This is a genomic window from Pseudoroseomonas ludipueritiae, from assembly GCF_014490445.1.
Lineage (GTDB): Bacteria > Pseudomonadota > Alphaproteobacteria > Acetobacterales > Acetobacteraceae > Pseudoroseomonas > Pseudoroseomonas ludipueritiae.
Genome location: NZ_JACTUZ010000013.1, coordinates 1 through 19,942 on the forward strand (window position 1 = coordinate 1; position 19,942 = coordinate 19,942).

The 19,942-nt window shown below is 70.1% G+C and carries 16 protein-coding genes; 10 read left to right on the top strand and 6 right to left on the bottom strand.

Translation table 11 applies throughout. The annotated features are described in order from the left end of the window. From IBL25_RS05745 to IBL25_RS05775, 7 genes are all read left to right on the top strand, one after another. A partial coding sequence (locus IBL25_RS05745) for a uracil-DNA glycosylase (protein ID WP_187777603.1) occupies window positions 1-666 on the top strand: 666 nt, incomplete at its 5' end. Window positions 667-810: 144 nt separating this feature from the next. After that, entirely contained in the window at window positions 811-2,667 is a 1,857-nt protein-coding gene (locus IBL25_RS05750) for a lytic transglycosylase domain-containing protein (RefSeq protein WP_187777604.1), read from the top strand. Between the two features lie 198 nt (window positions 2,668-2,865). Continuing rightward, window positions 2,866-5,385, top strand: a complete 2,520-nt coding sequence (locus IBL25_RS05755) for an ATP-binding protein (RefSeq protein ID WP_187777605.1) — start codon at window positions 2,866-2,868, stop codon at window positions 5,383-5,385. A 5-nt stretch (window positions 5,386-5,390) separates the two neighbouring features. Next, window positions 5,391-5,774: a response regulator gene (locus IBL25_RS05760; protein WP_187777647.1), complete on the top strand. Its 384-nt coding sequence runs from the start codon at window positions 5,391-5,393 to the stop codon at window positions 5,772-5,774. Next, window positions 5,767-7,398 (top strand): GGDEF domain-containing protein, encoded by a 1,632-nt coding sequence (locus IBL25_RS05765; RefSeq protein ID WP_187777606.1) that lies wholly within the window; start codon window positions 5,767-5,769, stop codon window positions 7,396-7,398. The genes IBL25_RS05760 and IBL25_RS05765 overlap by 8 nt, the downstream gene beginning before the upstream one ends. A gap of 81 nt (window positions 7,399-7,479) precedes the next feature. Further along, window positions 7,480-8,022 carry a molybdenum cofactor biosynthesis protein B gene (moaB, locus tag IBL25_RS05770; protein WP_187777607.1) on the top strand — a complete coding sequence of 181 codons (543 nt, stop codon included), beginning with the start codon at window positions 7,480-7,482 and terminating at the stop codon, window positions 8,020-8,022. Between the two features lie 131 nt (window positions 8,023-8,153). Further along, window positions 8,154-9,287 (top strand): PA0069 family radical SAM protein, encoded by a 1,134-nt coding sequence (locus IBL25_RS05775; protein ID WP_187777608.1) that lies wholly within the window; start codon window positions 8,154-8,156, stop codon window positions 9,285-9,287. 9 nt (window positions 9,288-9,296) lie between these two features. Here the strand turns inward: IBL25_RS05775 and IBL25_RS05780 are convergent, their stop codons facing one another. Beyond that, entirely contained in the window at window positions 9,297-10,142 is an 846-nt protein-coding gene (locus tag IBL25_RS05780) for a glycosyltransferase family protein (RefSeq protein WP_187777609.1), read from the bottom strand. A 119-nt stretch (window positions 10,143-10,261) separates the two neighbouring features. Beyond that, window positions 10,262-11,530 (bottom strand): phosphoribosylamine--glycine ligase, encoded by a 1,269-nt coding sequence (gene purD / locus IBL25_RS05785; protein WP_187777610.1) that lies wholly within the window; start codon window positions 11,528-11,530, stop codon window positions 10,262-10,264. 145 nt (window positions 11,531-11,675) lie between these two features. Between purD and xseA the strand changes: the two genes are divergently transcribed. The 3 genes from xseA to IBL25_RS05800 are packed head-to-tail and all read left to right on the top strand — an operon-like array spanning window position 11,676 to window position 15,094. After that, window positions 11,676-13,154: an exodeoxyribonuclease VII large subunit gene (gene xseA / locus IBL25_RS05790; protein ID WP_187777611.1), complete on the top strand. Its 1,479-nt coding sequence runs from the start codon at window positions 11,676-11,678 to the stop codon at window positions 13,152-13,154. Beyond that, window positions 13,151-14,002, top strand: a complete 852-nt coding sequence (locus IBL25_RS05795; protein ID WP_187777612.1) for a M23 family metallopeptidase — start codon at window positions 13,151-13,153, stop codon at window positions 14,000-14,002. Before xseA ends, IBL25_RS05795 begins: the two co-directional genes overlap by 4 nt. Before the next feature lie 9 nt (window positions 14,003-14,011). Beyond that, window positions 14,012-15,094 (top strand): helix-turn-helix transcriptional regulator, encoded by a 1,083-nt coding sequence (locus IBL25_RS05800; RefSeq protein WP_187777613.1) that lies wholly within the window; start codon window positions 14,012-14,014, stop codon window positions 15,092-15,094. Between the two features lie 55 nt (window positions 15,095-15,149). Here the strand turns inward: IBL25_RS05800 and IBL25_RS05805 are convergent, their stop codons facing one another. From IBL25_RS05805 to nuoN, 4 genes are all read right to left on the bottom strand, one after another. After that, on the bottom strand, window positions 15,150-16,808 hold the full coding sequence (locus IBL25_RS05805; RefSeq protein WP_187777614.1) for a ribonuclease J: 1,659 nt from the start codon (window positions 16,806-16,808) through the stop codon (window positions 15,150-15,152). A gap of 92 nt (window positions 16,809-16,900) precedes the next feature. Continuing rightward, complete coding sequence (locus IBL25_RS05810; RefSeq protein WP_187777615.1) at window positions 16,901-17,716, bottom strand: type III pantothenate kinase; 816 nt, start codon at window positions 17,714-17,716, stop codon at window positions 16,901-16,903. A gap of 78 nt (window positions 17,717-17,794) precedes the next feature. Then, window positions 17,795-18,520, bottom strand: coding sequence for a biotin--[acetyl-CoA-carboxylase] ligase (locus IBL25_RS05815; protein WP_187777616.1), 726 nt, complete (start codon window positions 18,518-18,520; stop codon window positions 17,795-17,797). Continuing rightward, window positions 18,517-19,941, bottom strand: a complete 1,425-nt coding sequence (gene nuoN / locus IBL25_RS05820) for an NADH-quinone oxidoreductase subunit NuoN (RefSeq protein ID WP_187777617.1) — start codon at window positions 19,939-19,941, stop codon at window positions 18,517-18,519. Before nuoN ends, IBL25_RS05815 begins: the two co-directional genes overlap by 4 nt. Window position 19,942 lies beyond the last annotated feature (1 nt).

A 19,942-nucleotide genomic window follows, 5' to 3' on the forward strand; every position in this document is an offset into this window, starting at 1 on the left:
CGCCGTGCCGCCGCCGTGCTGCCCCTGCCCGCCGCCGCCACCGCCGCCGGCCTCGCCGCCAGCGCCCACAGCCTGGAGGCGCTGCGGGAGGCCATGGCGCAGGTGGATACGCCGCTGCGCGAGACCGCCACCAACCTGGTCTTCGCCGATGGCCAGCCCGGCGCCCCCATCATGCTGCTGGGCGAGGCCCCTGGCGCCGATGAGGACCGCCAGGGTCGGCCCTTCGTCGGCGTGTCCGGCCAGTTGCTGGACCGCATGCTGGCAAGCATTGGCCTCGACCGCCATGCAGCAAATCTGCAAAGCAGCTTTTACATCAGTAATATATTGCCCTGGCGCCCACCCGGTAACCGCACCCCCACGGATGCCGAGATCACGCTCTTCCTGCCTTTCGTGCTGCGCCATATCGCGCTGGCGCGGCCGAAGCGGCTGGTGCTGCTGGGCGGCGTGGCGGCCAAGTCGCTGCTGCGGGCCAAGGATGGCATCACCCGGTTGCGCGGCCGCTGGCACGACCTGCCGACCGATGCCGGCCCCCTGCCCGCCCTGCCCACCTGGCACCCGGCCTATCTGCTCCGCAATCCGGCGGCCAAGCGCGAATCCTGGGCCGATCTGTTACTGCTGCGCCGCAGCATCGAATCGGACGCAGTGGGTTCGGAGCGACAAGACTAAACAAAAAGTGACGCAACTTCGGCCCCGAAACCGCTGTTAATCCTGCCGTTTGTCTCATTTCATGGGATTCTTCCCGGTAATCGGAGTTGCCCCGCATGGTAGAAGGCCGTTATCGCCTTCAGCGCCATGCAAGCGATCTACCCCATGGCCCTGCGTCGCGCCCGTACCGCCCTTCTGGGCCTCGGTGTCGCGGCGACGTCCACCTTCGGCGTTCAGGCGCCGGCTGTGGCGCAAGGGGCCGGAGAGACCGCCCCCGTCGAACGGGCGATGAGCCTGCCCAGACCCACCCTCCGCAACGGAGTGGCGGGCCTGCCGCAGGTTCTGGCCCCCTCGGATGCCGCGCGCCTCGCGCGGGTTTTCGAGCTTCAGGCGCGGGGAGATTTTGCCACTGCCACTCGTGAGGCCGAGCGTCTGGATGACCGCCGGCTGATGGGCCATGTCCTGGCCGACCGCTGGCTGCGCCCGGGTGGCCCTGAGCCTTCCCTGGCCGAGCTTTCCAGCTGGCTGGCCGACCATTCCGACCATCCCGCGGTAACCCAGATCCACGCGCTGCTGCGCCGCCGCCTGCCGCAGGGCGCGCCGCAGCCGCCAGCCCCCCCGGATCATTCCCTGGCCGCCGATGCGGAGACGGTGCCGGAGGAAAGCGACCCCAGCAGCCGCAGCGTGCAGCGCGATGCCCGGCTGGACCGCACCGTGCGTTCGCGTGCCTCGGACGGCGATGTCGATGGCGCCCTGGCGGCCATCACCCGTGGCGCCAGCGGCACCTACGCCGCGTTGCTGCAGGGCGAGGTGGCGCTGACGCTCTTCCACCAGGCGCGGGACGAGGACGCCTATCGCCTCGCCGCCGAGGTGGCCAAGCAGAACCCCAATATCGCCCATCCCGCCTTCGTGGCCGGGCTTTCCGCCTGGGGCATGGGCCGCCCTGACCGTGCCCTGGTGCTCTTCGAGGCCGCGGCGCGCGCCGAGATCGGCCCGCCCGCCCTGCGCGCCGCCGCCGCCTTCTGGACGGCGCGCGCGGCGGTCCGGACCCGCCGGCCGCAGCTTTATGTCCCCTGGATGCTCCAGGCGGCGCAGGAGCCGCGCACCTTCTATGGCCTGATCGCCCGACGCGTGCTGGGCCTGGCCCCCGGCTTCGCCTGGGAGAAGGAAGTGACCGGCGAGGCCGAGGGCGTGGCCCTGGCCGAGACCGCCGCCGGCTGGCGCGCCCTGGCGCTGCTGCAGATCGGCCAGCGGGACAAGGCGGAGGCCGAGCTGCGCCGCCTCTGGCCCATCGCGCAGAACAATCCGAGCCTGTCCGGCGCCATGCTGGCCGTGGCGCGGGATGCCGGTCTGACCGACCTCGCCGCCCAGGTGGCGGCGCTGGCCCAGACCACCGATGGCCGCCCGCGCGACTATGACCGCTTCCCCATGCCGCCATTGAAGCCCTCGGGCGGCTTCAGCGTGGACCCCTCGCTGATCTATGCGCTGGCCCTGCAGGAATCGCGCTTCGATGCCCGCGCCGTCTCCCCCGCCGGCGCGCGCGGCCTGATGCAGATCATGCCGGCGACGGCGGCCTGGGTGGTTGGCGACTCCAGCCTGCGCGGCGGCGGCATCGGACGGCTGAACGACCCCGCCTTCTCGCTGAACGTGGCGCAGCGTTACCTTCACATGCTGGTGACCCAGGATGTGGTGGATGGCGACCTGATCCGCGTGCTGGCGGCCTATAACAACGGCCCCGGCAACCTGGCGCGCTGGGCGCCGGCGGCATCGCACCGGGATGACCCCTTCCTGTTCATCGAGGCTATCCCGGTGGGCGAGACGCGGGCCTATGTGCAGCGTGTGCTCGCCTATTCCTGGATCTATGCCAGCCGGCTGGGCCTTCCCGCCCCCAGTCTGGATGCGCTGGCACGGGGCGATTTCCCCCGCTTCCATCCTCATGCCGAGGGCTTCGGCACGCGCATGATGGCATCTGGCACCGGCCGCGCCGATCCGCCGGGGCTGCGCCGCACCGTCGCCCGCTGAACGGCCCAGGGGGCCACCGGCATAGCCGGTGGCCCCCTGGCTCACGGCCGATGTTTTTCGCTGAACGTTATTCTTTGAACGCTTGGCGAAACATTCTCCTTGGTTGCGCCGTAAAATTGATCGTGCATAGTCCGCCGCCCGACCGTCACCCTCCGCAGTTCCGCGCCAGGGAAGTTGCCGCACGAGGTGCCGCGAACCATGGGAAGCCGTTACTCCAATATCCGTGCAGCGATCCTGGCCGGCGCAGCCGCGCTGATGCTGATCCTGGCAGGGGGTGGTGCCACCTCCTGGTGGGTGCTCGATAATGGCATCACCCAGCGCAACATGGTCAGCCATACCCATGCGGTGATCGACACGCTGCTGGAGACCCAGGTCGGTGTGATGGAGGCGGTCGGCGAGCGTAACCAGGCGCTGACCACCGGCGGGCAGAACTCCAATCTCGACACGGTGCTGGAGCTCACCCGTGAGCTGACCACCACCCTGCGCCGGCTGGTCGCGGACAGCCCCGTGCAGACCCGGCGCGCGGCGAAGTTCGAGGATGCTCTGGACCGCCTCGCCCTGGTGCTGCGGAACTCGGTGGAGGAACGGCGGCAGGGCCTGCCGCAGGACCTGACGGCGCTGGTGCGCGAGGCCGGGCAGATGCGGCGCCAGCTGAAGCAGATGTGCGACGAGATGATCGAGCATGAGCGCGCGCTGCTGGCCGCCCGCAAGGAGCAGGCCGGCGCCACGGTCGGGTGGCTGGTCTGGCTCTTCGGCGCGCTGCTGGCCTTCGCCCTGCTCTCGGGCGGCCTTGGGCTGCTGGCGCTCTACCGCCACCTGCGTGGCAGCGCGGAGCGTTACGAGGCGCTGGAACGCTCCCAGCGCGAGATCGAGGCGGCCCATGCCGCCCTGACAGCCAGCCAGGGGCGGCTGCGATCCATCCTGGACCATGCCCGCGACCCCATCTTGCTGGTCGATTCGCGCAGCGAGGTCGCTGTGGCCAATGCCGCCGCCAGCCAGCAGTTCGGTCTGCCCGCCGAGGATATGGTCGGCCGCCCCATCCAGGATTTCGTGCCGGCCTATGGCACGCGCTCCGGCGAGGTGACGGCGCTGCGCCCGGATGGCACCACCTTCCCCGCCGATATCTCGGTCGGCAGCTATGCGGATGCGGAGGGCAACGCCTCCGTCTGCGTGCTGCGCGACGTGACGGAGCGGCGGCGGCTGGAACAGTTGAAGAGCGAATTCGTCTCCACCGTCAGCCATGAGTTGCGGACGCCGCTGACCTCCATCCGCGCCTCGCTGGGGCTGGTGGTGGGCGGCGTGGCCGGCGAGTTGTCGGATGAGGTGCGTGAGCTGCTGGAGATCGCGCACAACAACAGCGAGCGCCTGGTGCTGCTGGTCAACGACATCCTGGACATGGAGAAGATCGAGAGCGGCCGCCTGGAATTCCGGCGGGAGCGGCAGGATGCCCGCCGCCTGCTGGAACAGGCGGTGGAAGCCAACCGCGCCTATGGCGCGCAGTTCGGCGTCGGCTTCGCGTTGCAGGTGGAGGAGGCGGGGGATGCCGCCGTCTATGCCGATGCCACGCGCATCCAGCAGGTGCTGGCCAATCTGCTCTCCAATGCCGCCAAGTTCTCGCCGCAGGGCGGCACGGTGGAAGTCTCGCTCGCCTCGGATGCCGGCAGCGTCACCTTCTGCGTGCGCGACCATGGCAAGGGCATCCCGCCCGAGTTCCGCGACCGCATCTTCCAGCGCTTCGCCCAGGCGGATTCCTCCGATGTGCGGCAGAAGGGCGGCACGGGCCTCGGCCTTTCCATCAGCAAGGCCATCGTGGAGCATCACGCCGGGGCCATCGGCTTCGAGGATGCGGCCGATGGCGGCACCACCTTCTGGTTCACCCTGCCTCGCCTGGCGGAGCGCCTGACGCGCCTGCAGGCGGCCGAGGCCCCCGCCACAAGCCAGGGCCGCCGCCGCGCCCTGGTGGTGGAGGACGATGCCGATGTGGCGCTGCTGCTCAGCCGCATCCTGGGCCAGCATGGCTGGGACAGCGAGGTGGCGCGCAATGCCGCCGAGGCTTTCGAAAGCCTGGACCGCGCCCATTTCGACGCCATGACCCTGGACCTGATGCTGCCGGACGAGGACGGGCTTTCCCTCTTCCGCCGGCTGCGCCAGCGGCCGGACGGCCGTGCCCTGCCGGTGATCGTGATCTCCGCCATCGCCGAGCGCGGCAAGGTGCAGCTCAATGGCGACGCGGTGGGCGTGGTGGATTGGCTGGACAAGCCGATCGACCAGTTCCGGCTGCGGGAGGCGCTGCGCCAGGCGCTGCATTCCTCCGACCGCCCCGCCCGCATCCTGCATGTGGAGGATGACCAGGACATCCTGCGCGTCGTCTCGGCTGTGATGGGCGACGAGGCGGAGATGATCGCCGCCCGCAGCCTGACCGATGCGAGAACCATCCTGTCGCGCGACCAGAATTTCGCGCTGGTGATCGTCGATGTCGGCCTGCCGGATGGCAGCGGCCTGGACCTGCTGGCCGAGATGCGCAACCTGCCGAAGCCGCCGCCGGTGCTGATCTTCTCCGCCAGCGACTACGACCCCGGCACGGCGCGCCATGTCGCTGCCTCCCTGGTCAAGAGCCGCACGGCCAACCAGGAACTGCACAACACCATCCGCCACCTGATCGAGAGCCTGCCGCCCACGCCAGCACCGGAAGCGGCATCCCGGGAGAACCTGCCGTGAGCGACATGCCGCTGAGCCGCATCCTCTATGTGGAGGACGATGCCGATGTGCGGAAGGTCGCCACCTTCGCGCTGAAGATGGTGGGCAAGTTCACCGTGGAGGCCTGCGCCTCCGGCGAGGAAGCGCTGGAGAAGGCCGTGGCCTTCGCGCCGCAACTGCTGCTGCTGGACGTGATGATGCCCGGCATGGACGGCCCCACCACCCTGGCCCGGCTGCGGGAGCTGCCCGAGATTGCCGATGTGCCGGCTGTCTTCATGACCGCCAAGGTGCAACCGCAGGAAGTCAGCCGCTACCGGGAGCTGGGCAGCCTGGACGTGATCTCCAAGCCCTTCGACCCGATGACCCTGGCGGCCTCGGTGCGCGGGATCTGGGAGCGCCGCAATGGCTGACGCCGCCGAGGACGAGATCCGCGACGCGCTGCGCCGCCTGCGCGCCGAGGGCGTGCAAAGGCTGGGCGAGCGGGTGGAGGAGGTGGTGGCCGGCTGGTCCAGCCTCGCCGCCCTTCCGGCCTGGGACGAGGAAGCGCGGCAGGGCGCTCGCAGCCTGGCCTCCGCCGCGCACCGGCTGGCCGGTGCCGGCGGCACCTTCGACTTCCCCGCCATCTCCGCCGCCGCCGCGCCGCTGGAGGTGATGCTGCTGGGCCTGAGCGACGGCGGGGCCGACCGTTCCGAGCAGATGGGCCAGACCACGCAACTGGTGCAGGCCGTGCACCAGGCCTGGATGGCCGGCCCGGCCCAGCGCGGCGCGCCGCAGGCCGAGGCCGCTACGACGCGGGAGCAGGAGGGCGCCGAGGCCGTCTTCCTCTTCGCCCTGCCGCCGGAGATGGCGGCGCTTTCCGCCGTGGTGGGCAACCTGGGCTACCCGCTGGAGCAGGTGGACGGGCTGGAAGGGCTGGCCGCGCAGCCGCAGCGCCGCCTGACCGCCGCCGTGGTGGATGACAGCCTGCCCGATGCGCTGGAGATCTGCGCCGCGCTGTCCGGCCGCTGCCCGGTGGTGCTGCTGGCCGAGCAGGGCAGCTTCCCTGTCCGCCTGGCCGCCGCCCGTGCCGGCGTGGCCGCCGTGGTGGCCAAGCCGCTGGAGGTGAACGAGCTGGCCGACTGGCTGGACCATTTCGCCGGCCAGGGCCGGGACATGCGCTATTCCATCCTGGTGGTGGATGACGACCCGCTGCTGGCGGAAGCCTATGCCCTGGCGCTGCGTCGCGCCGGCATGGCGGTGACGCTGGTCAGCGACCCTTCCCGCGCCATCGACGCCCTTTCCGCCGCCCAGCCGGACCTGATCCTGATGGATGTGCAGATGCCGGGCGTGGATGGCATCGAGCTGGCGCGTGTGATCCGCCAGACCCGGCGGCATCTCTCCGTGCCCATCGTCTTTCTGTCCGCCGAGCAGGATACCAGCCGGCAGATCCTGGCCCGGCGGCTGGGCGGCGACGATTTCATCCCCAAGCCCGTGGATCTCGACCGGCTGGTGACGCTGGTGCGGCTGCGGGCGGAACGCGCGCGCTCGCTGCGCGCCGTGATGGAAAGCGACAGCCTGACCGGCCTGCTGAACCACGCCCGCTTCAAGGAGCGGCTGGCGCTGGAGCTGGAGCGCGCGAAGCGCGAGGGCGGCGAGCTGAGCCTGGCCATCATCGACCTCGACCACTTCAAGTCGGTCAATGACACCCATGGCCATCTGGTGGGGGACCGGGTGATCCGCGGCCTGGCGCGCAGCCTGCAGAAGCACCTGCGCCGCACCGATGTGGTGGGCCGCTATGGCGGCGAGGAATTCGCGGTGCTGCTGCTCGGCACGCCACCCGCCGCCGCCGCCGCGCAGATGAGCCGCATCCGCGAGCGTTTCTCCGCCACGCCCTTCGATGGCGCGCAGGGCCCCTTCCGCGTCACCTTCAGCGCCGGCATCGCCGGCAGCACCAGGCACGCGGAGCCCGAGGCCTTGATTTCCGCCGCCGATGCCTGCCTCTATGGCGCCAAGCGCGCGGGCCGGAACCAGGTGAACTGGGACGCCTGTCCCTAGGGCAGCTCCTGGCCAGGCGGCGCCGCCCGGGCGGGTGAAGATGCCCTCCGCAACAGAATGCTCCGGGAGCCGAGCCGCCCCATGCCGATCGACGAAAGCCTGACCTTCCTGCCGGTCAATATCGCCATCCTGACGGTCTCCGACACCCGCGACCTGTCCACCGACAAGTCCGGCCAGTTGCTGGCGGACCGCGTGGCGGCCGCCGGGCATGTGGTGCATTCCCGCCGCATCGTGCGGGACGAGGCCGATGCCATCGAGGCCGTGCTGCGCCGCTGGGTGGCGGACCCGGAGGTGGATGTCGGCATCACCACCGGCGGCACCGGCATCACCGGCCGCGACGTGACGCCCGAGGCCTTCTCCCGCGTGCTGGAAAAGGAGATCACCGGCTTCGGGGAGCTGTTCCGCATGCTCAGCTACCAGAAGATCGGCACCAGCACGATCCAGTCCCGCGCCATCGGCGGCGTGGCGGGCGGCACCTACCTGTTCGCCCTGCCCGGCTCCTCCGGCGCGGTGCGGGACGGGTGGGACGATATCCTGCGCTTCCAGCTCGATATCCGCCACAAGCCCTGCAACCTGGTGGAGCTGATGCCGCGCCTGCAGGAGCACCTGAAGGCTGGCGCCTGAGCCGTGCCTCCCGATGTTCCTGATGTGATCTCGAATCTGCGGACAGGCCGTTAACCAACCGTTCTATCGATGTTCTTGACTCTCGCCCCCCGCCGGCGCCAGGATCGGCCCGAACGAACGGGGAACGCGGCATGCCGGAGGGCAGCTTCCACGACGCCTCCGCCCTGCTGCCCGGTGCGCGCAAGGGGCGGGGCGCCATCACCAATCCCGCCATCCGCTTCGACCGCCACAACACCGTGGCCTTCGACGATGGCTGGGACACCCTGGAGGACGAGGCGGCCGAGCTGCCGCCGCTGGCCACCACCCTGATCCGCGACAGCAGCCGCACGGCGCTGGCCTGGAACAAGTCGCCCGACATCGGCTTCGACCGCTCCATCAATCCCTATCGGGGCTGCGAGCATGGCTGCGTCTATTGCTTCGCGCGGCCGACGCATGCCTATCTCGGCTTCTCCCCCGGCCTGGATTTCGAGACCAAGCTGCTCTTCAAGCCGCAGATCGCGGAGCTGCTGGAAGCGGCGCTGCGCAAGCCGGGCTACACGGCCGCGCCGGTGGCGCTGGGCTCCAATACCGACCCCTACCAGCCGGTGGAGCGCACGCTGAAGCTGACCCGCGCGGTGCTGGAGGTGCTGGAGCAGTTCAACCACCCCGTCGCGGTGGTGACGAAATCGGCCGGCGTGCTGCGGGATATCGACATCCTCTCCCGCATGGCGGCGCGCGGGCTGGCGCGGGTTTGCCTCTCCGTCACCACGCTGGATGCCAAGCTGGCGCGCAGCCTGGAACCGCGCGCCTCCACCCCCGAGCGGCGGCTTGATGCCATCGCGCGGCTGACGGAAGCGGGCATCCCGGTGGCGGTGCTGGCGGCGCCGATGATCCCGGCGGTGAACGACATGGAGCTGGAGCGCATCCTGGAACGCGCCGCCAGCCAGGGCGCCGACCGCGCCGGCTATGTGCTGCTGCGCCTGCCGCTGGAACTGGGCGAGATCTTCGAGGCCTGGCTGCACCAGCACATGCCGGATCGCGCCGCCAAGGTCATGGCCCTGGTGCGCCAGACCCGGGGCGGCGAGACCTATGATAGCCGCTTCGGCCAGCGCCAGACCGGCAGCGGCCCTTATGCCGAGATGCTGGGCCGCCGCTTCCAGGTCGCGACGCGCCGGTTGGGGCTGGACCGCCGGCAGCAGGGCCATACCGGGCCGGAAGGGTTGCGCTGCGACCTTTTCGCCGTGCCGCCGAAGCCGGGCGAGGCGGTGCAACTGGCGCTGTTCTGAAGCGGGCGGTCAGGCGCCGCAGGCCTCGCGGAAGTAGCGGGACAGCCGGCTGTAGTGCCGGTTGGGCTTCAGGCCGATGAAATGCACGAAGCTGGGGCTGATGCGGTCCCAGCCACCGAGCGGGTTCGGGATGCCGGCAATGCTGCGCTTGGGCTTGCGGAGCACGGAGGAGCCGCGGCGCGGGTTGAAGCGCATGCCGAAGGCCCGCCAGGTGGACACCATCCAGGAGCCTTCGTCGATCCGGCCGCCGCAGCTGTCCAGGCCGTTCAGGCCCATCCAGAGGCCGATATAGATCTCATCCGTCTGCGCCGGCTTGCCGCGGTGCAGGCCGATGCCGAGATGCTCCCGCCGCCGCAGGTAATAGTCGTTCAATCCCTCGAAGAAGCGCGCGGCGGCCGGGCTCTTGTCGAAGACAAAGACGCCGGAATTCATCTGCACCAGATAGGGCGCGCCCTCCTGCCGCAGCAGCTTGGCGATATCGGCGCCCTTCCATTCGCCCGAGGTACGGCGGCCGCCGGTGATGGCGAAGGGGTAAGGGCGCGTCATCTCCCAGTAGGTGTCGATGTCGCGCTTCATCAGCAGGCAATCCACGTCCACGAACATCGCCCGCTGGTAAGGCGAGGTCCCGAACAGGCGGATCTTGTTCATGAAGCCGGGATAAAGGGGATCGTCTTCCAGGACCGAGAAGTCGTCGAAGAGCTTTCTGTCCTCAGGATGCGGCGTGAAATTCTCGTCATGCACCAGGCAGATGCGCCGGGTGCCATCCATGACCCGGATGGAGGCGGCGAGGTTGCGCGCCATCTCCACATAATGGTCCGGACCGGTGGCGAGCAGAAGATAGCCCTCCTCGGACATCGCCCTCCCCTTCCTCGATGCTGTGGCGCCGCCAGGAAGCAGCGGCGCCCCGATGCCGGTCAGGCCATTAGGCTCGCGGCATCCTCATGATTGATGCGGCACCGTCTCCGCCTGGCGGGTCACAATGCCCGCCAGCCGATGTCGCGGCGGCAGAAGCCCTCCGGCCAGCGGATGGCATCCACGGCGGCATAGGCGGCATCGCGCGCCTGTTGCAAGGAGGCGCCGGTCCCGGCCACGCCCAGCACCCGACCACCGGTGGCGACCAGCGCGCCGTCCTCCCGCCGCGCCGTGCCGGCATGGAAGACCTGGGCGCCGGGGATGCGGGCGGCATCCTCCAGCCCCTCGATCACGGTGTTCTTCACATAGCTGCCGGGATAGCCCCGGGCAGCCATCACCACCACCATCGCGGCCTCATTGGACCAGCGCAGGGAGAAGCGGTTCAGTTCCCCATCACAGGCGGCGACCAGGGCGGCCAGCAGGTCGGATTGCAGGCGCAGCATCAGCACCTGGCATTCGGGGTCGCCGAAGCGGACATTGAACTCGATGAGCTTCGGCCCCGCCTCGGTCAGCATCAGGCCGACGAAGAGCACGCCGCGGAAAGGCGTGCCGCGCTTCGCCATCTCCTCCAGCGAAGGCCGCACGATGCGGTCCATGACCTCCGCCTCCAGGGCGGGGGTGAAGGCGGGCGGCGGGGAATAGGCACCCATGCCGCCGGTATTGGGGCCGGTATCGCCGTCGCCGACGCGCTTGTGGTCCTGGGCGGCGGCCATGGGCAGCGCCGTGGTGCCGTCGCAGAGCGCGAAGAAGGAGACCTCCTGCCCCAGCAGGCATTCCTCCAGCAGGATGCGCGCGCCGGCCTCGCCATGGACGCGGCTTTCCATGATGTCGGCGATGGCGGCCTCGGCCTCCTCGGTCGTCTGCGCCACCACCACACCCTTGCCGGCGGCCAGGCCGTCGGCCTTCACCACGATCGGCGCCCCTTTCTGGCGCAGATAGGCGCGGGCAGCCTCGGCATCCTCGAACTGTGCCCATTCGGCGCCGGGCACGCCGGCGGCGGTGGTCACTTCCCGCGTGAAGGTCTTGCTGCCCTCCAGCTTCGCGGCGGCGGCGGAGGGGCCGAAGCAGCGCAACCCGGCCTCGGCACAGGCATCGGCCAGGCCCAGCGTCAGCGGCGCCTCCGGCCCCACCACCACCAGGTCCACCGCGTTCCGCTGCGCGAAGGCCACCAGGGCGGGCACGTCCTCGGCACCGATGGCCACGCATTCGGCAAGCTCGGCGATTCCCGCATTGCCGGGGGCGCACCAGAGCTTGGTCAGCAGCGGCGAGGCCGAGAGCGCCCAGGCCAGGGCATGTTCGCGGCCGCCGCCGCCCACCAGAAGCACCTTCATCGCAGCAAAACCCCTCTCGGCATTCCGGGCAGCGGCTAGCATGGCCAGCCGCCAACGTCAGCCCTGATGGCGGATCGGCCGGTCGTTGATCTGTGACGCAGGTGGAACTCGCCAGCCGCGCGCTGGCGCATCATATTGCGATGCGATGGACACCGCCGCCGAAGCGCCGCCGCGCAGCAATACACCCGAATTCACCGTCTCCGAGATCAGCGGCGCCATCAAGCGCACGCTGGAAGGCGAGTTCGGCCGCGTGCGCGTGCGCGGCGAGATCACCGAGCTGAAGGCCTATCCTTCCGGCCATATCTACATGGCGCTGAAGGACGAGGGTGCGAAGATCCGCGCCATCATCTGGCGCTTCGCCGTGCCGCGCCTGACCCTGAAGCCCGAGAACGGGGTGGAGGTCATCGCCACCGGCAAGGTCTCCGCCTATGGCGAGCGGTCGGACTACCAGCTCATCATCGACCGGCTGGAATATGCCGGCGAAGGCGCGCTGCTGGCGCGGGTGGAAGCCCTGCGCAAGAAGCTCTCGGCCGAAGGGCTGTTCGACGAGCGGCGCAAGCGCGCCCTGCCCCGGCTGCCGCGCGTCATCGGCGTGGTTTCCTCCGAGAAGGGCGCGGTGATCCAGGATATCCGCACCACCATCGCCCGGCGCTTCCCCAGCCATATCCTGCTCTGGCCGGTGCCGGTGCAGGGCCAGGGCGCGGCGGAGCAGATCGCCGCCGCCATCGAGGGCTTCTGCAAGCTGCCCCCGCATATCCCGCGCCCGGATGTGGTGATCGTGGCGCGCGGCGGCGGCAGCCTGGAAGACCTGATGGCCTTCAACGAGGAAATCGTGGTCCGTGCCGCCGCCAATTGCCCCATCCCGCTGATCTCGGCGGTGGGGCATGAGACGGATACCACGCTGATCGACTTCGCCGCCGACCGCCGCGCGCCCACTCCCACCGCCGCCGCCGAGCTGGCGGTGCCGGCGCAGGCGGAGCTGATGGCGATGCTGGACCAGACTTCTGCTCGTTTGCTCTCCTGTGGGCAAGCGACACTGAATCATGCCCGGCTACGCCTGTCCCGCGTAGAGGCCCGGATGCCGGATCTGCCCGGACTGGTCGGCGCCGCCCGCCAGCGGCTGGACGACCGGGCGGAACGGCTGGCCCTGGCCCCGGTGGCGCTGCTGCACCGCAAGCGCGCGGCGCTGGACGCCATCGCGCCGCGCCTGCCGCATCCGCGCGAGACCCTGGCCGGGCACCGGCACGCGCTGACACAACTGGAAACCCGCGCCACGGCCGCGCTGCACCGGCTGACACAGCGGGGCCATACCAGGCTGGCGCGCATCCCCGACCCCGCCGCCGGCATGGCGGCCCGGATGCGGGAAGCGCGGCTGCACCTTTCCGGCCTCGGCGCGCGGCTGGAAGGCGCCTCCTACCAGGGGGTGCTGGCACGCGGCTTCGCCCTGGTGCGCACCGAGGATGGCCACCCCGTCACCGCCGCCGCCGCCGTGGCGCCGGGGGCGCGCCTTTCCATCGCCCTGCACGATGGCACGCTGAACGCCACCGCCGATGGCACCGCGCCGCCGCCGCCACCGAAGCGCGCGAAGCCCACCCCCAAGCCGGAACAAGGATCCCTGCTGTGACCGCCCGCCGCCAGTTCCTGTTGCTGCCGGCGCTGCTGGCCACCCTGCCCTCCTGCGCCCAGCCGGTGGCCGCGCCCCGGCCGGCGGCCAGTGCCATGCCGGCGCTGGACATCGGGCCCGATGGCCTGACCCAGGGCGGGCTGGCACTGGGGCGCGTGACGCCAGGCAGCCGGGTGACGCTGGATGGCAAGCCGGTGCAGGTGGCGCCGGATGGCCGCTTCGCCATTGGCTTCGGGCGGGAGGCCGGGCCGCAGGCGCGGCTGGCCGCCACCGCCCCCGGCGGCGCCACCGAAACACGCGAGCTGGCCATCGCGAAGCGGGAATGGGACATCGCCCGGCTGAATGGCCTGCCGCCCGCCATGGTCTCCCCCAATGCGCAGCAGCTCGCCCGCATCCAGGCCGAGCGCAAGCGGCTGGCGGCCGTTCGGGCGGTGAACAGCGACCTGCCCTTCTTTGCCCAGCCCTTCATCTGGCCCGCCCGCGCCCGCATCAGCGGTGTCTATGGCAGCCAGCGCATCCTGAACGGCGAGCCCCGCGCGCCGCATCTGGGCCTGGATATCGCCGCCCCCACCGGCACGCCGGTTTCCGCCATGGGCGGCGGCCGCGTGCTGCTGGCCATGCCGCTCTATTTCACCGGCAACACGGTGATCCTGGACCACGGCCACGGCATCACCACCCTGTATGCGCACCTTTCCGCCATGGATGTGCAGGAAGGCGAGGAAGTGCGGCAGGGCCAGCGCATTGGCGCCGTGGGCGCCACCGGGAGGGTGACGGGGCCGCATCTGCATCTCGGGCTGAACTGGCTCTCCACCGCGCTGGACCCCGCTCCGGTGCTGCCAACCATGTAGGAGCAGGGCATGGAGCGGCTGACGGACCTGATCTACGAGGCTGCGATGGACCCGGCCGGATGGCAGCCGGTGTTCGAGGCGCTGAGCGCCCTGGCCAGCGCGCGCGGCACGGTCATGTACAGCATCGGGCAGGGCCCGGCCCGCTTTCTGCACTCCCCTTCCCTGGCCGATGTGGTGCAGGACTCCATCGAAACCGGCGCCATGGCGCAGAACAACCGCATCACGCGCCGGGTGGCGCTGGACCACCCTGGCTTCCTGGGCGACCAGCATCTCTTTACGCCGGAGGAACTGGCGGCCAGCCAGCACCACCGCGAATTCCTGCATCGGCATGGCCTGGGCTGGTGTGCCGCCACGCTGATCAACCCGCCTTCCGGCGATCGGCTGATGGTCACCATCGAGCGTAATCGCGAAGCCGGGCCCGTTCCGGATGAGGTGATCGCCAAGCTGGACACCTTGCGGCCGCACCTGGCGCGCGCCGCCCTTTTATCGGCGCGCCTGCGGCTGGAGCGCATCGATGCCGCCGCCTCGGCGCTGGAGATGATCGGGCTGCCGGCTGCCGTGCTCTCCGTCTCTGGGCGCGGCCTGGCCATGAATACGCTTCTGGCGGAACTGATTCCCAGCGTGCTGCAGGACCGGCAGGAGCGGCTGGCCATCAGCGACCGGCTGGCCGACCTGACCTTGGCCGCCGCGCTGCTGGCCATGCGTAACGAGGCGGAAAGCGCCCCCCGCTCCATCCCCCTGCCAGCCACGGAGGAGCGGCCGCCCATGGTGGCGCATCTGGTACCAATCCGGGGCGCGGCGCGGGATGTCTTCAGCACTGCCATGGCGCTGCTGGTGCTGACGCCGGTGCGGCATGGCACGGTGGTGGCCGCCGAGGTGATCCAGGGCCTCTTCGATCTCACCCCGGCCGAGGCCCGTGTGGCCCATGGCATCGCGGCCGGCCGCACGGCGGAAGAGCTGGCGCGCAGCCTGAGTGTCTCGGTTGAGACGGTGCGCAAGCATATCGCGGCCGTGCTGGCCAAGACCGGCCTGCCGCGGCAGGCGGCGCTGGTGGGGCTGCTGGCCGGCAGCGTCCCGCCAGGGCTGCGCTAAGGCAGCCTCACCCGGCCAGGCGTTTCCACCTGGCCAGGATCTTGCCCGGGCGCGCTTACACCCGCAGCAGATGCACCTCGACGCTGGGGCGCTTGCGCAGCCGGCGGCCCAGCGCCTTGCGCAGCGCGGCCCGTGCCGCCTCCCGCAGCGTATCGTCCTCGGCCCGCAGGTTGGCCGGCAGCTCCGTCACGCTGCGGGCGAGGTCCGCCGCGATCTGCTCCGGCTCTTGGTCCGTCTGGTCGAAGAGGCCGGGGGCGGACACCTTGGGGGTGCCCAACACGCGGCCATTGCCGTCCACGGCCAGGGAGGCGACGACGATGCCGTTGAAGAGCATCTTGCGCCGCGCGCCCAGCACCGGGCCTTCCAGCGGCAGCAGGCGCTCGCCATCCACCACCAGGCGGCCGGTCGGCACGCCTTCCACCACATCCGGCATCTCATTGCCGGAGAGCGGGGCGAGGCGCAGCATGTCGCCATCCTCGACCAGCACAGGGGTGCTGCCCATCTCGCGCGCCAGGGCGGCGTGCTCCTGCAGGTGGCGCCACTCGCCATGCACCGGCACGGCGAAGCGCGGCTTCACCAGCGAGTAAAGCTTGCGGATCTCATCCCGGCAGGCATGGCCGGTGACATGGACCACATGGTCCTCCGCCGTCATCACATGGCAGCCGCCGCGCGCCAGCTCGTCCTGCATGCGCAGCACGGCCTTCTCGTTGCCGGGGATCATGCGGGAGGAGAAGATGACCGTGTCGCCCTCGCCCAGCGAGATGCGCGGATGCGTATCGGCGGCGATCTTGGCCATGGCCGAGCGTTGCTCGCCCTGGCTGCCGGTGCAGATGATCAGCAGCTCGTTGTCCGGCAGGTCATCCGCCTCATCCTCGGAGATGAAGGGCGGCACGTTCTGCAGATAGCCGCATTCGCGCGCCGAGGCCTCGGCATTGCGCAGGCTGCGGCCGAAGAGCGCCACCCTGCGCCCCACCTGCTTGGCTGCCAGCGCGATGGATTCCACGCGCGCCACATTGGTGGCGAAGCAGGTGATGGCCACCCGCCCCTTCAGCGGCCGCAGCAGCGGCACCAGGTTGCGCCGCACCTCGGCCTCGGAGCCCGAATGGCCCTCCACCATGGCATTGGTGCTGTCGCAGACCATGGCGAGCACGCCTTCCTGCCCCAGCTTCGCGAAGGCATCGAGGTCGGCGGGCTCGCCGATCAGCGGCTCGGGGTCGAACTTCCAGTCACCGGTGTGCAGCACGGTGCCATAGGGCGTGCGGATGGCGATGGACTGGGATTCCGGCACCGAATGGGTGACGCGGATGAAGCTCAGGTCGAAAGGCCCGAGCTGGAAGCGGCCACCGAGCGGAATGGTGTGCAGCGGCACCTGATGCAGCAGATTGGCCTCGGCCAGCTTCCGCCGCAGCACCGAGGCCGCGAAGGGCCCGGCATAGACGGGGCAGCGCAGCTGCGGCCAGAGATGCGCGACGGCACCGATATGGTCCTCATGGGCATGGGTGATGATGAGGCCCACCAGCTTGTCGCGCCGCTGCGCGAGCCAGGCGGGGTCGGGGGTCATCACCTCGGCTTCCGGGTTGTCATTGCCGCCGAAGCCGATGCCGCAGTCGATGGCCAGATACTGTCCGTCGCAGCGGTAGGCATTGAGGTTCATGCCTATCTCCCCCGCCCCGCCAAGCGGGATGAAGGCTAGGTCACCAGTTGTCAGGTTCATTGAGTCTCACAGTCAGTGTTATTCGATTCTTACGGTCTGGGCGGGATGGCTGCGGGTACGCCTCCGTGCGGGCGCGGCTTCCACGGCGCATCTCAATCAGTCTCGGCCCGGATATCGGGCAAACTCGTGCGATGAAAAATGGGGATGGGGTTGCGATCCGCCAACAGGCGGAGCCCCTCCAGCGTGATATCAGGGTCGGTAAAATCCATCACCGTTGTGCCCTCGGCCAGCAGAGGGGCGAGGCCGCCTGTGCCGATAGCCTTGAGCGGGGCGCCAAATTCGGCGCGGATCCGGGTGACGATGCCTTCCACCAGACCCACATAGCCCCAGAAGATGCCCGATTGCATCGCCGGAACCGTGGAGCGGCCGATCACGGATTGGGGACGGCCTATGCCGATGCGCGGAAGCCGGGCCGCGGCGCGGTGCAGCGCCTCGATGGACAGGCTGATGCCGGGAGCGATGAGGCCGCCCAGATAGGCGCCGTCCTTGTCCACCACGTCGAAGGTGGTGGCGGTGCCGAAATCGATCACAACCAGCGGGCCCTTGTAGTGGTGATGCGCCGCCAGGGCGTTCAGCAGGCGGTCGGCACCCACCTCCTCAGGGTTGTCCACCCGGATGGGGAAGCCCCAGTCCAGTGGCGCGCGCGCCACCAGCGGCTCGCAGGAGAACCATTCGCGGCAGAGGCGGCGCAGGTTGTAGAGGGCGGCCGGCACCACGGTGCCGATGACGCAGCGCTCGATCTCGATGGGGCGGATGCCGACATGGCCCAGCAGCGCCAGCAGCCAGACCGCGTATTCGTCGCTGGTCCGGTCGGCGCGCGTGGCGATGCGCCAGCGGCCGCGCCATTCCGTGCCGTCATGAATGGCGAAGACGACGTTGGTGTTGCCTGCATCAACGGCGAGCAGCATGCTTTCCCCTCCCTTGGGGGTTGTGGTTAACCCGCGGACCCGGCGGCGCGTTGCAATTGCGGCGGTTCCGCCGTGCATTCAGCCCAGTAATTCCCCTGCCGATACCGGCACCACCCCGGATGGGGTTGCCAGCAGCAGGCGGCCATCCTGGTCCAGCCCGGCGAAGCACCCCTCGCGCGCCGTGTCGCCCTGGCGCAGCAACAGCGGCGTGTCCAGCATCGGGCCACGGGCCAGCCAGGCGTCCCGCACCGCCTCCAGCCCCCGGCCACGCCAGAGATCGATCGTGGCCATCAGGCTTTGGGCAAAGGCCACCGGCTCCGGCGGCAGGGCACCGGGCTGCGCCAGGGTGGCGGTGAGGCGGTCGGGCAGCGCGGGCGCCACGGCCAGGTTGACGCCGATGCCGAAGACCACCCAGCCGATGTTCCCCGCCGTATCGACGCCACCCTGGCAAAGGATGCCGGCGCATTTGGCGCCGCCCAGCAGCAGGTCATTGGGCCATTTCAGGCGCAGTTCGGCGCCCGGCGGCAGCACGGCGGCCGCCGCATCGGCCAGGGCGACACCGGCCAGCAGGCTCCATTGCGGCAGGGCGCGCGCCGGCCCTCCAGGGCGCAGCAGCAGGGAGAGAAAGAGATTGCCCGAAGGCGAGGACCATGCCCGGCCCTGGGTGCCACGCCCGGCGCTCTGCCGGCGGGCCAGCACGGCGAGCCGCTCGGGCTCGCCGGCTTCGGCGGCGGCCAGCACGACATCCTGCGTGCTGGCCAGTTCCTCATGGATGGCGAGCCGCCATCCAGCAGCCGTCGTCACCCAACCAGCGCCGCGACCGCAGCCTGGGCGGCGGCCAGGAAGGGCGCCGGGAAGGCGAAGAAGAAGACCGTGAAGAGGCCCGTGCCCGCCATGACGACGGATAGGCTGGCCGGCCGCGCGTCCAGCGCGCCCACACCATTGTCGAACCACATCACCTTGATGACGCGCAGGTAGTAGTAGGCCGAGATGGCCGAGGTCAGCACGCCCACCACGGCCAGCGTCATGTAGCCACCCTGGATGGCGGCGCCGATGACGAAGTACTTGCCGAAGAAGCCCGCCATGGGCGGGATGCCGGCCATGGAGAACATGAAGATGGTCATGGCCAGGGCCATGGCCGGGTCGGTGCGGCCGACGCCCGCCAGGTCATCCACGCCTTCCAGCGACCGGCCCTGGCGGCGCATGGCCGCCAGCACGGCGAAGGCGCCGACATTGGTGAAGAGGTAGATGGCCATGTAGAGCAGCAAGGCGCGCACGCCGAGCCCGCTGCCCACCGCCAGGCCCATCAGCGCGTAGCCGACATGGCCGATGGAGGAATAGGCCATCAGGCGCTTGATGTTCTTCTGGCCGATGGCGGCCAGCGAGCCCAGGATCATCGAGCCCAGGGAGCAGAGGATGATCACCTGCTGCCACTGGTCCGCGAGGTCCCCGAAGGGGCCGGCGGCGACGCGGGTGAGCAGGCCGATGGCCGCCACCTTGGGCGCGGAGGCGAAGAAGGCCGTCACCGGGGTCGGCGCGCCTTCGTAGACATCCGGCGTCCACATGTGGAAGGGCACGGCGGAGACCTTGAAGGCCAGCGCCGCCAGCACGAAGACCAGGCCCACCACCAGGCCGAAGGGCACGCCCTCGGTGGCCGCCACCGCGTCCGCGATGCGGTCGAAGTTGGTGGAGCCGGTGAAGCCGTAGATCAGGCTGGAGCCATAGAGCAGCAAGCCCGAGGCCAGGGCGCCCAGCACGAAGTACTTGAGGCCCGCTTCCGTGGAGCGCGCATTGTCGCGGTCGAAGGCCGCCACGACGTAGAGCGAGAGCGAGAGCAGCTCCAGCCCGATATAGAGCGCCATCAGGTCGTTGGCGGAGAGCATGATCATCATGCCCACCGTGCTCAGCAGCAGCAGCACCGGGTATTCGAACTTCGCCAGGTTCTGCTTGACGTTCCAGTCCAGCGCCAACAGCAGGCCGAGCGCCGCGCCGGCGATCACCAGCAGCTTGGTGAACTTGGTGAAGCTGTCCGCGACATACTGGCCGGCATAGGCGGTGCCTTCCGGCTGCATCATCACCAGCACGGCCGCCAGCAGGAAGGAGCCCAGCACGGCCATGTTCACGGCGTAGCTGGTGTCCCGCTTCGGGATCACGCCGGCGGCGAGCACCAGCAGGCCGGCCACGGCCAGCACCAGCTCGGGAAGGATGAGGGTCCAGCTATCCATG

What these genes read in the sequence shown, in the direction of transcription:
- IBL25_RS05750 (WP_187777604.1), top strand. Translation starts at nt 811, where the DNA reads ATGGCCCTGCGTCGCGCCCGTACCGCCCTTCTGGGCCTCGGTGTCGCG.
- IBL25_RS05755 (WP_187777605.1), top strand. Translation starts at nt 2,866, where the DNA reads ATGGGAAGCCGTTACTCCAATATCCGTGCAGCGATCCTGGCCGGCGCA.
- IBL25_RS05760 (WP_187777647.1), top strand. Translation starts at nt 5,391, where the DNA reads ATGCCGCTGAGCCGCATCCTCTATGTGGAGGACGATGCCGATGTGCGG.
- IBL25_RS05765 (WP_187777606.1), top strand. Translation starts at nt 5,767, where the DNA reads ATGGCTGACGCCGCCGAGGACGAGATCCGCGACGCGCTGCGCCGCCTG.
- moaB (WP_187777607.1), top strand. Translation starts at nt 7,480, where the DNA reads ATGCCGATCGACGAAAGCCTGACCTTCCTGCCGGTCAATATCGCCATC.
- IBL25_RS05775 (WP_187777608.1), top strand. Translation starts at nt 8,154, where the DNA reads ATGCCGGAGGGCAGCTTCCACGACGCCTCCGCCCTGCTGCCCGGTGCG.
- IBL25_RS05780 (WP_187777609.1), bottom strand. Translation starts at nt 10,142, where the DNA reads ATGTCCGAGGAGGGCTATCTTCTGCTCGCCACCGGTCCGGACCATTAT.
- purD (WP_187777610.1), bottom strand. Translation starts at nt 11,530, where the DNA reads ATGAAGGTGCTTCTGGTGGGCGGCGGCGGCCGCGAACATGCCCTGGCC.
- xseA (WP_187777611.1), top strand. Translation starts at nt 11,676, where the DNA reads ATGGACACCGCCGCCGAAGCGCCGCCGCGCAGCAATACACCCGAATTC.
- IBL25_RS05800 (WP_187777613.1), top strand. Translation starts at nt 14,012, where the DNA reads ATGGAGCGGCTGACGGACCTGATCTACGAGGCTGCGATGGACCCGGCC.
- IBL25_RS05805 (WP_187777614.1), bottom strand. Translation starts at nt 16,808, where the DNA reads ATGAACCTGACAACTGGTGACCTAGCCTTCATCCCGCTTGGCGGGGCG.
- IBL25_RS05810 (WP_187777615.1), bottom strand. Translation starts at nt 17,716, where the DNA reads ATGCTGCTCGCCGTTGATGCAGGCAACACCAACGTCGTCTTCGCCATT.
- nuoN (WP_187777617.1), bottom strand. Translation starts at nt 19,941, where the DNA reads ATGGATAGCTGGACCCTCATCCTTCCCGAGCTGGTGCTGGCCGTGGCC.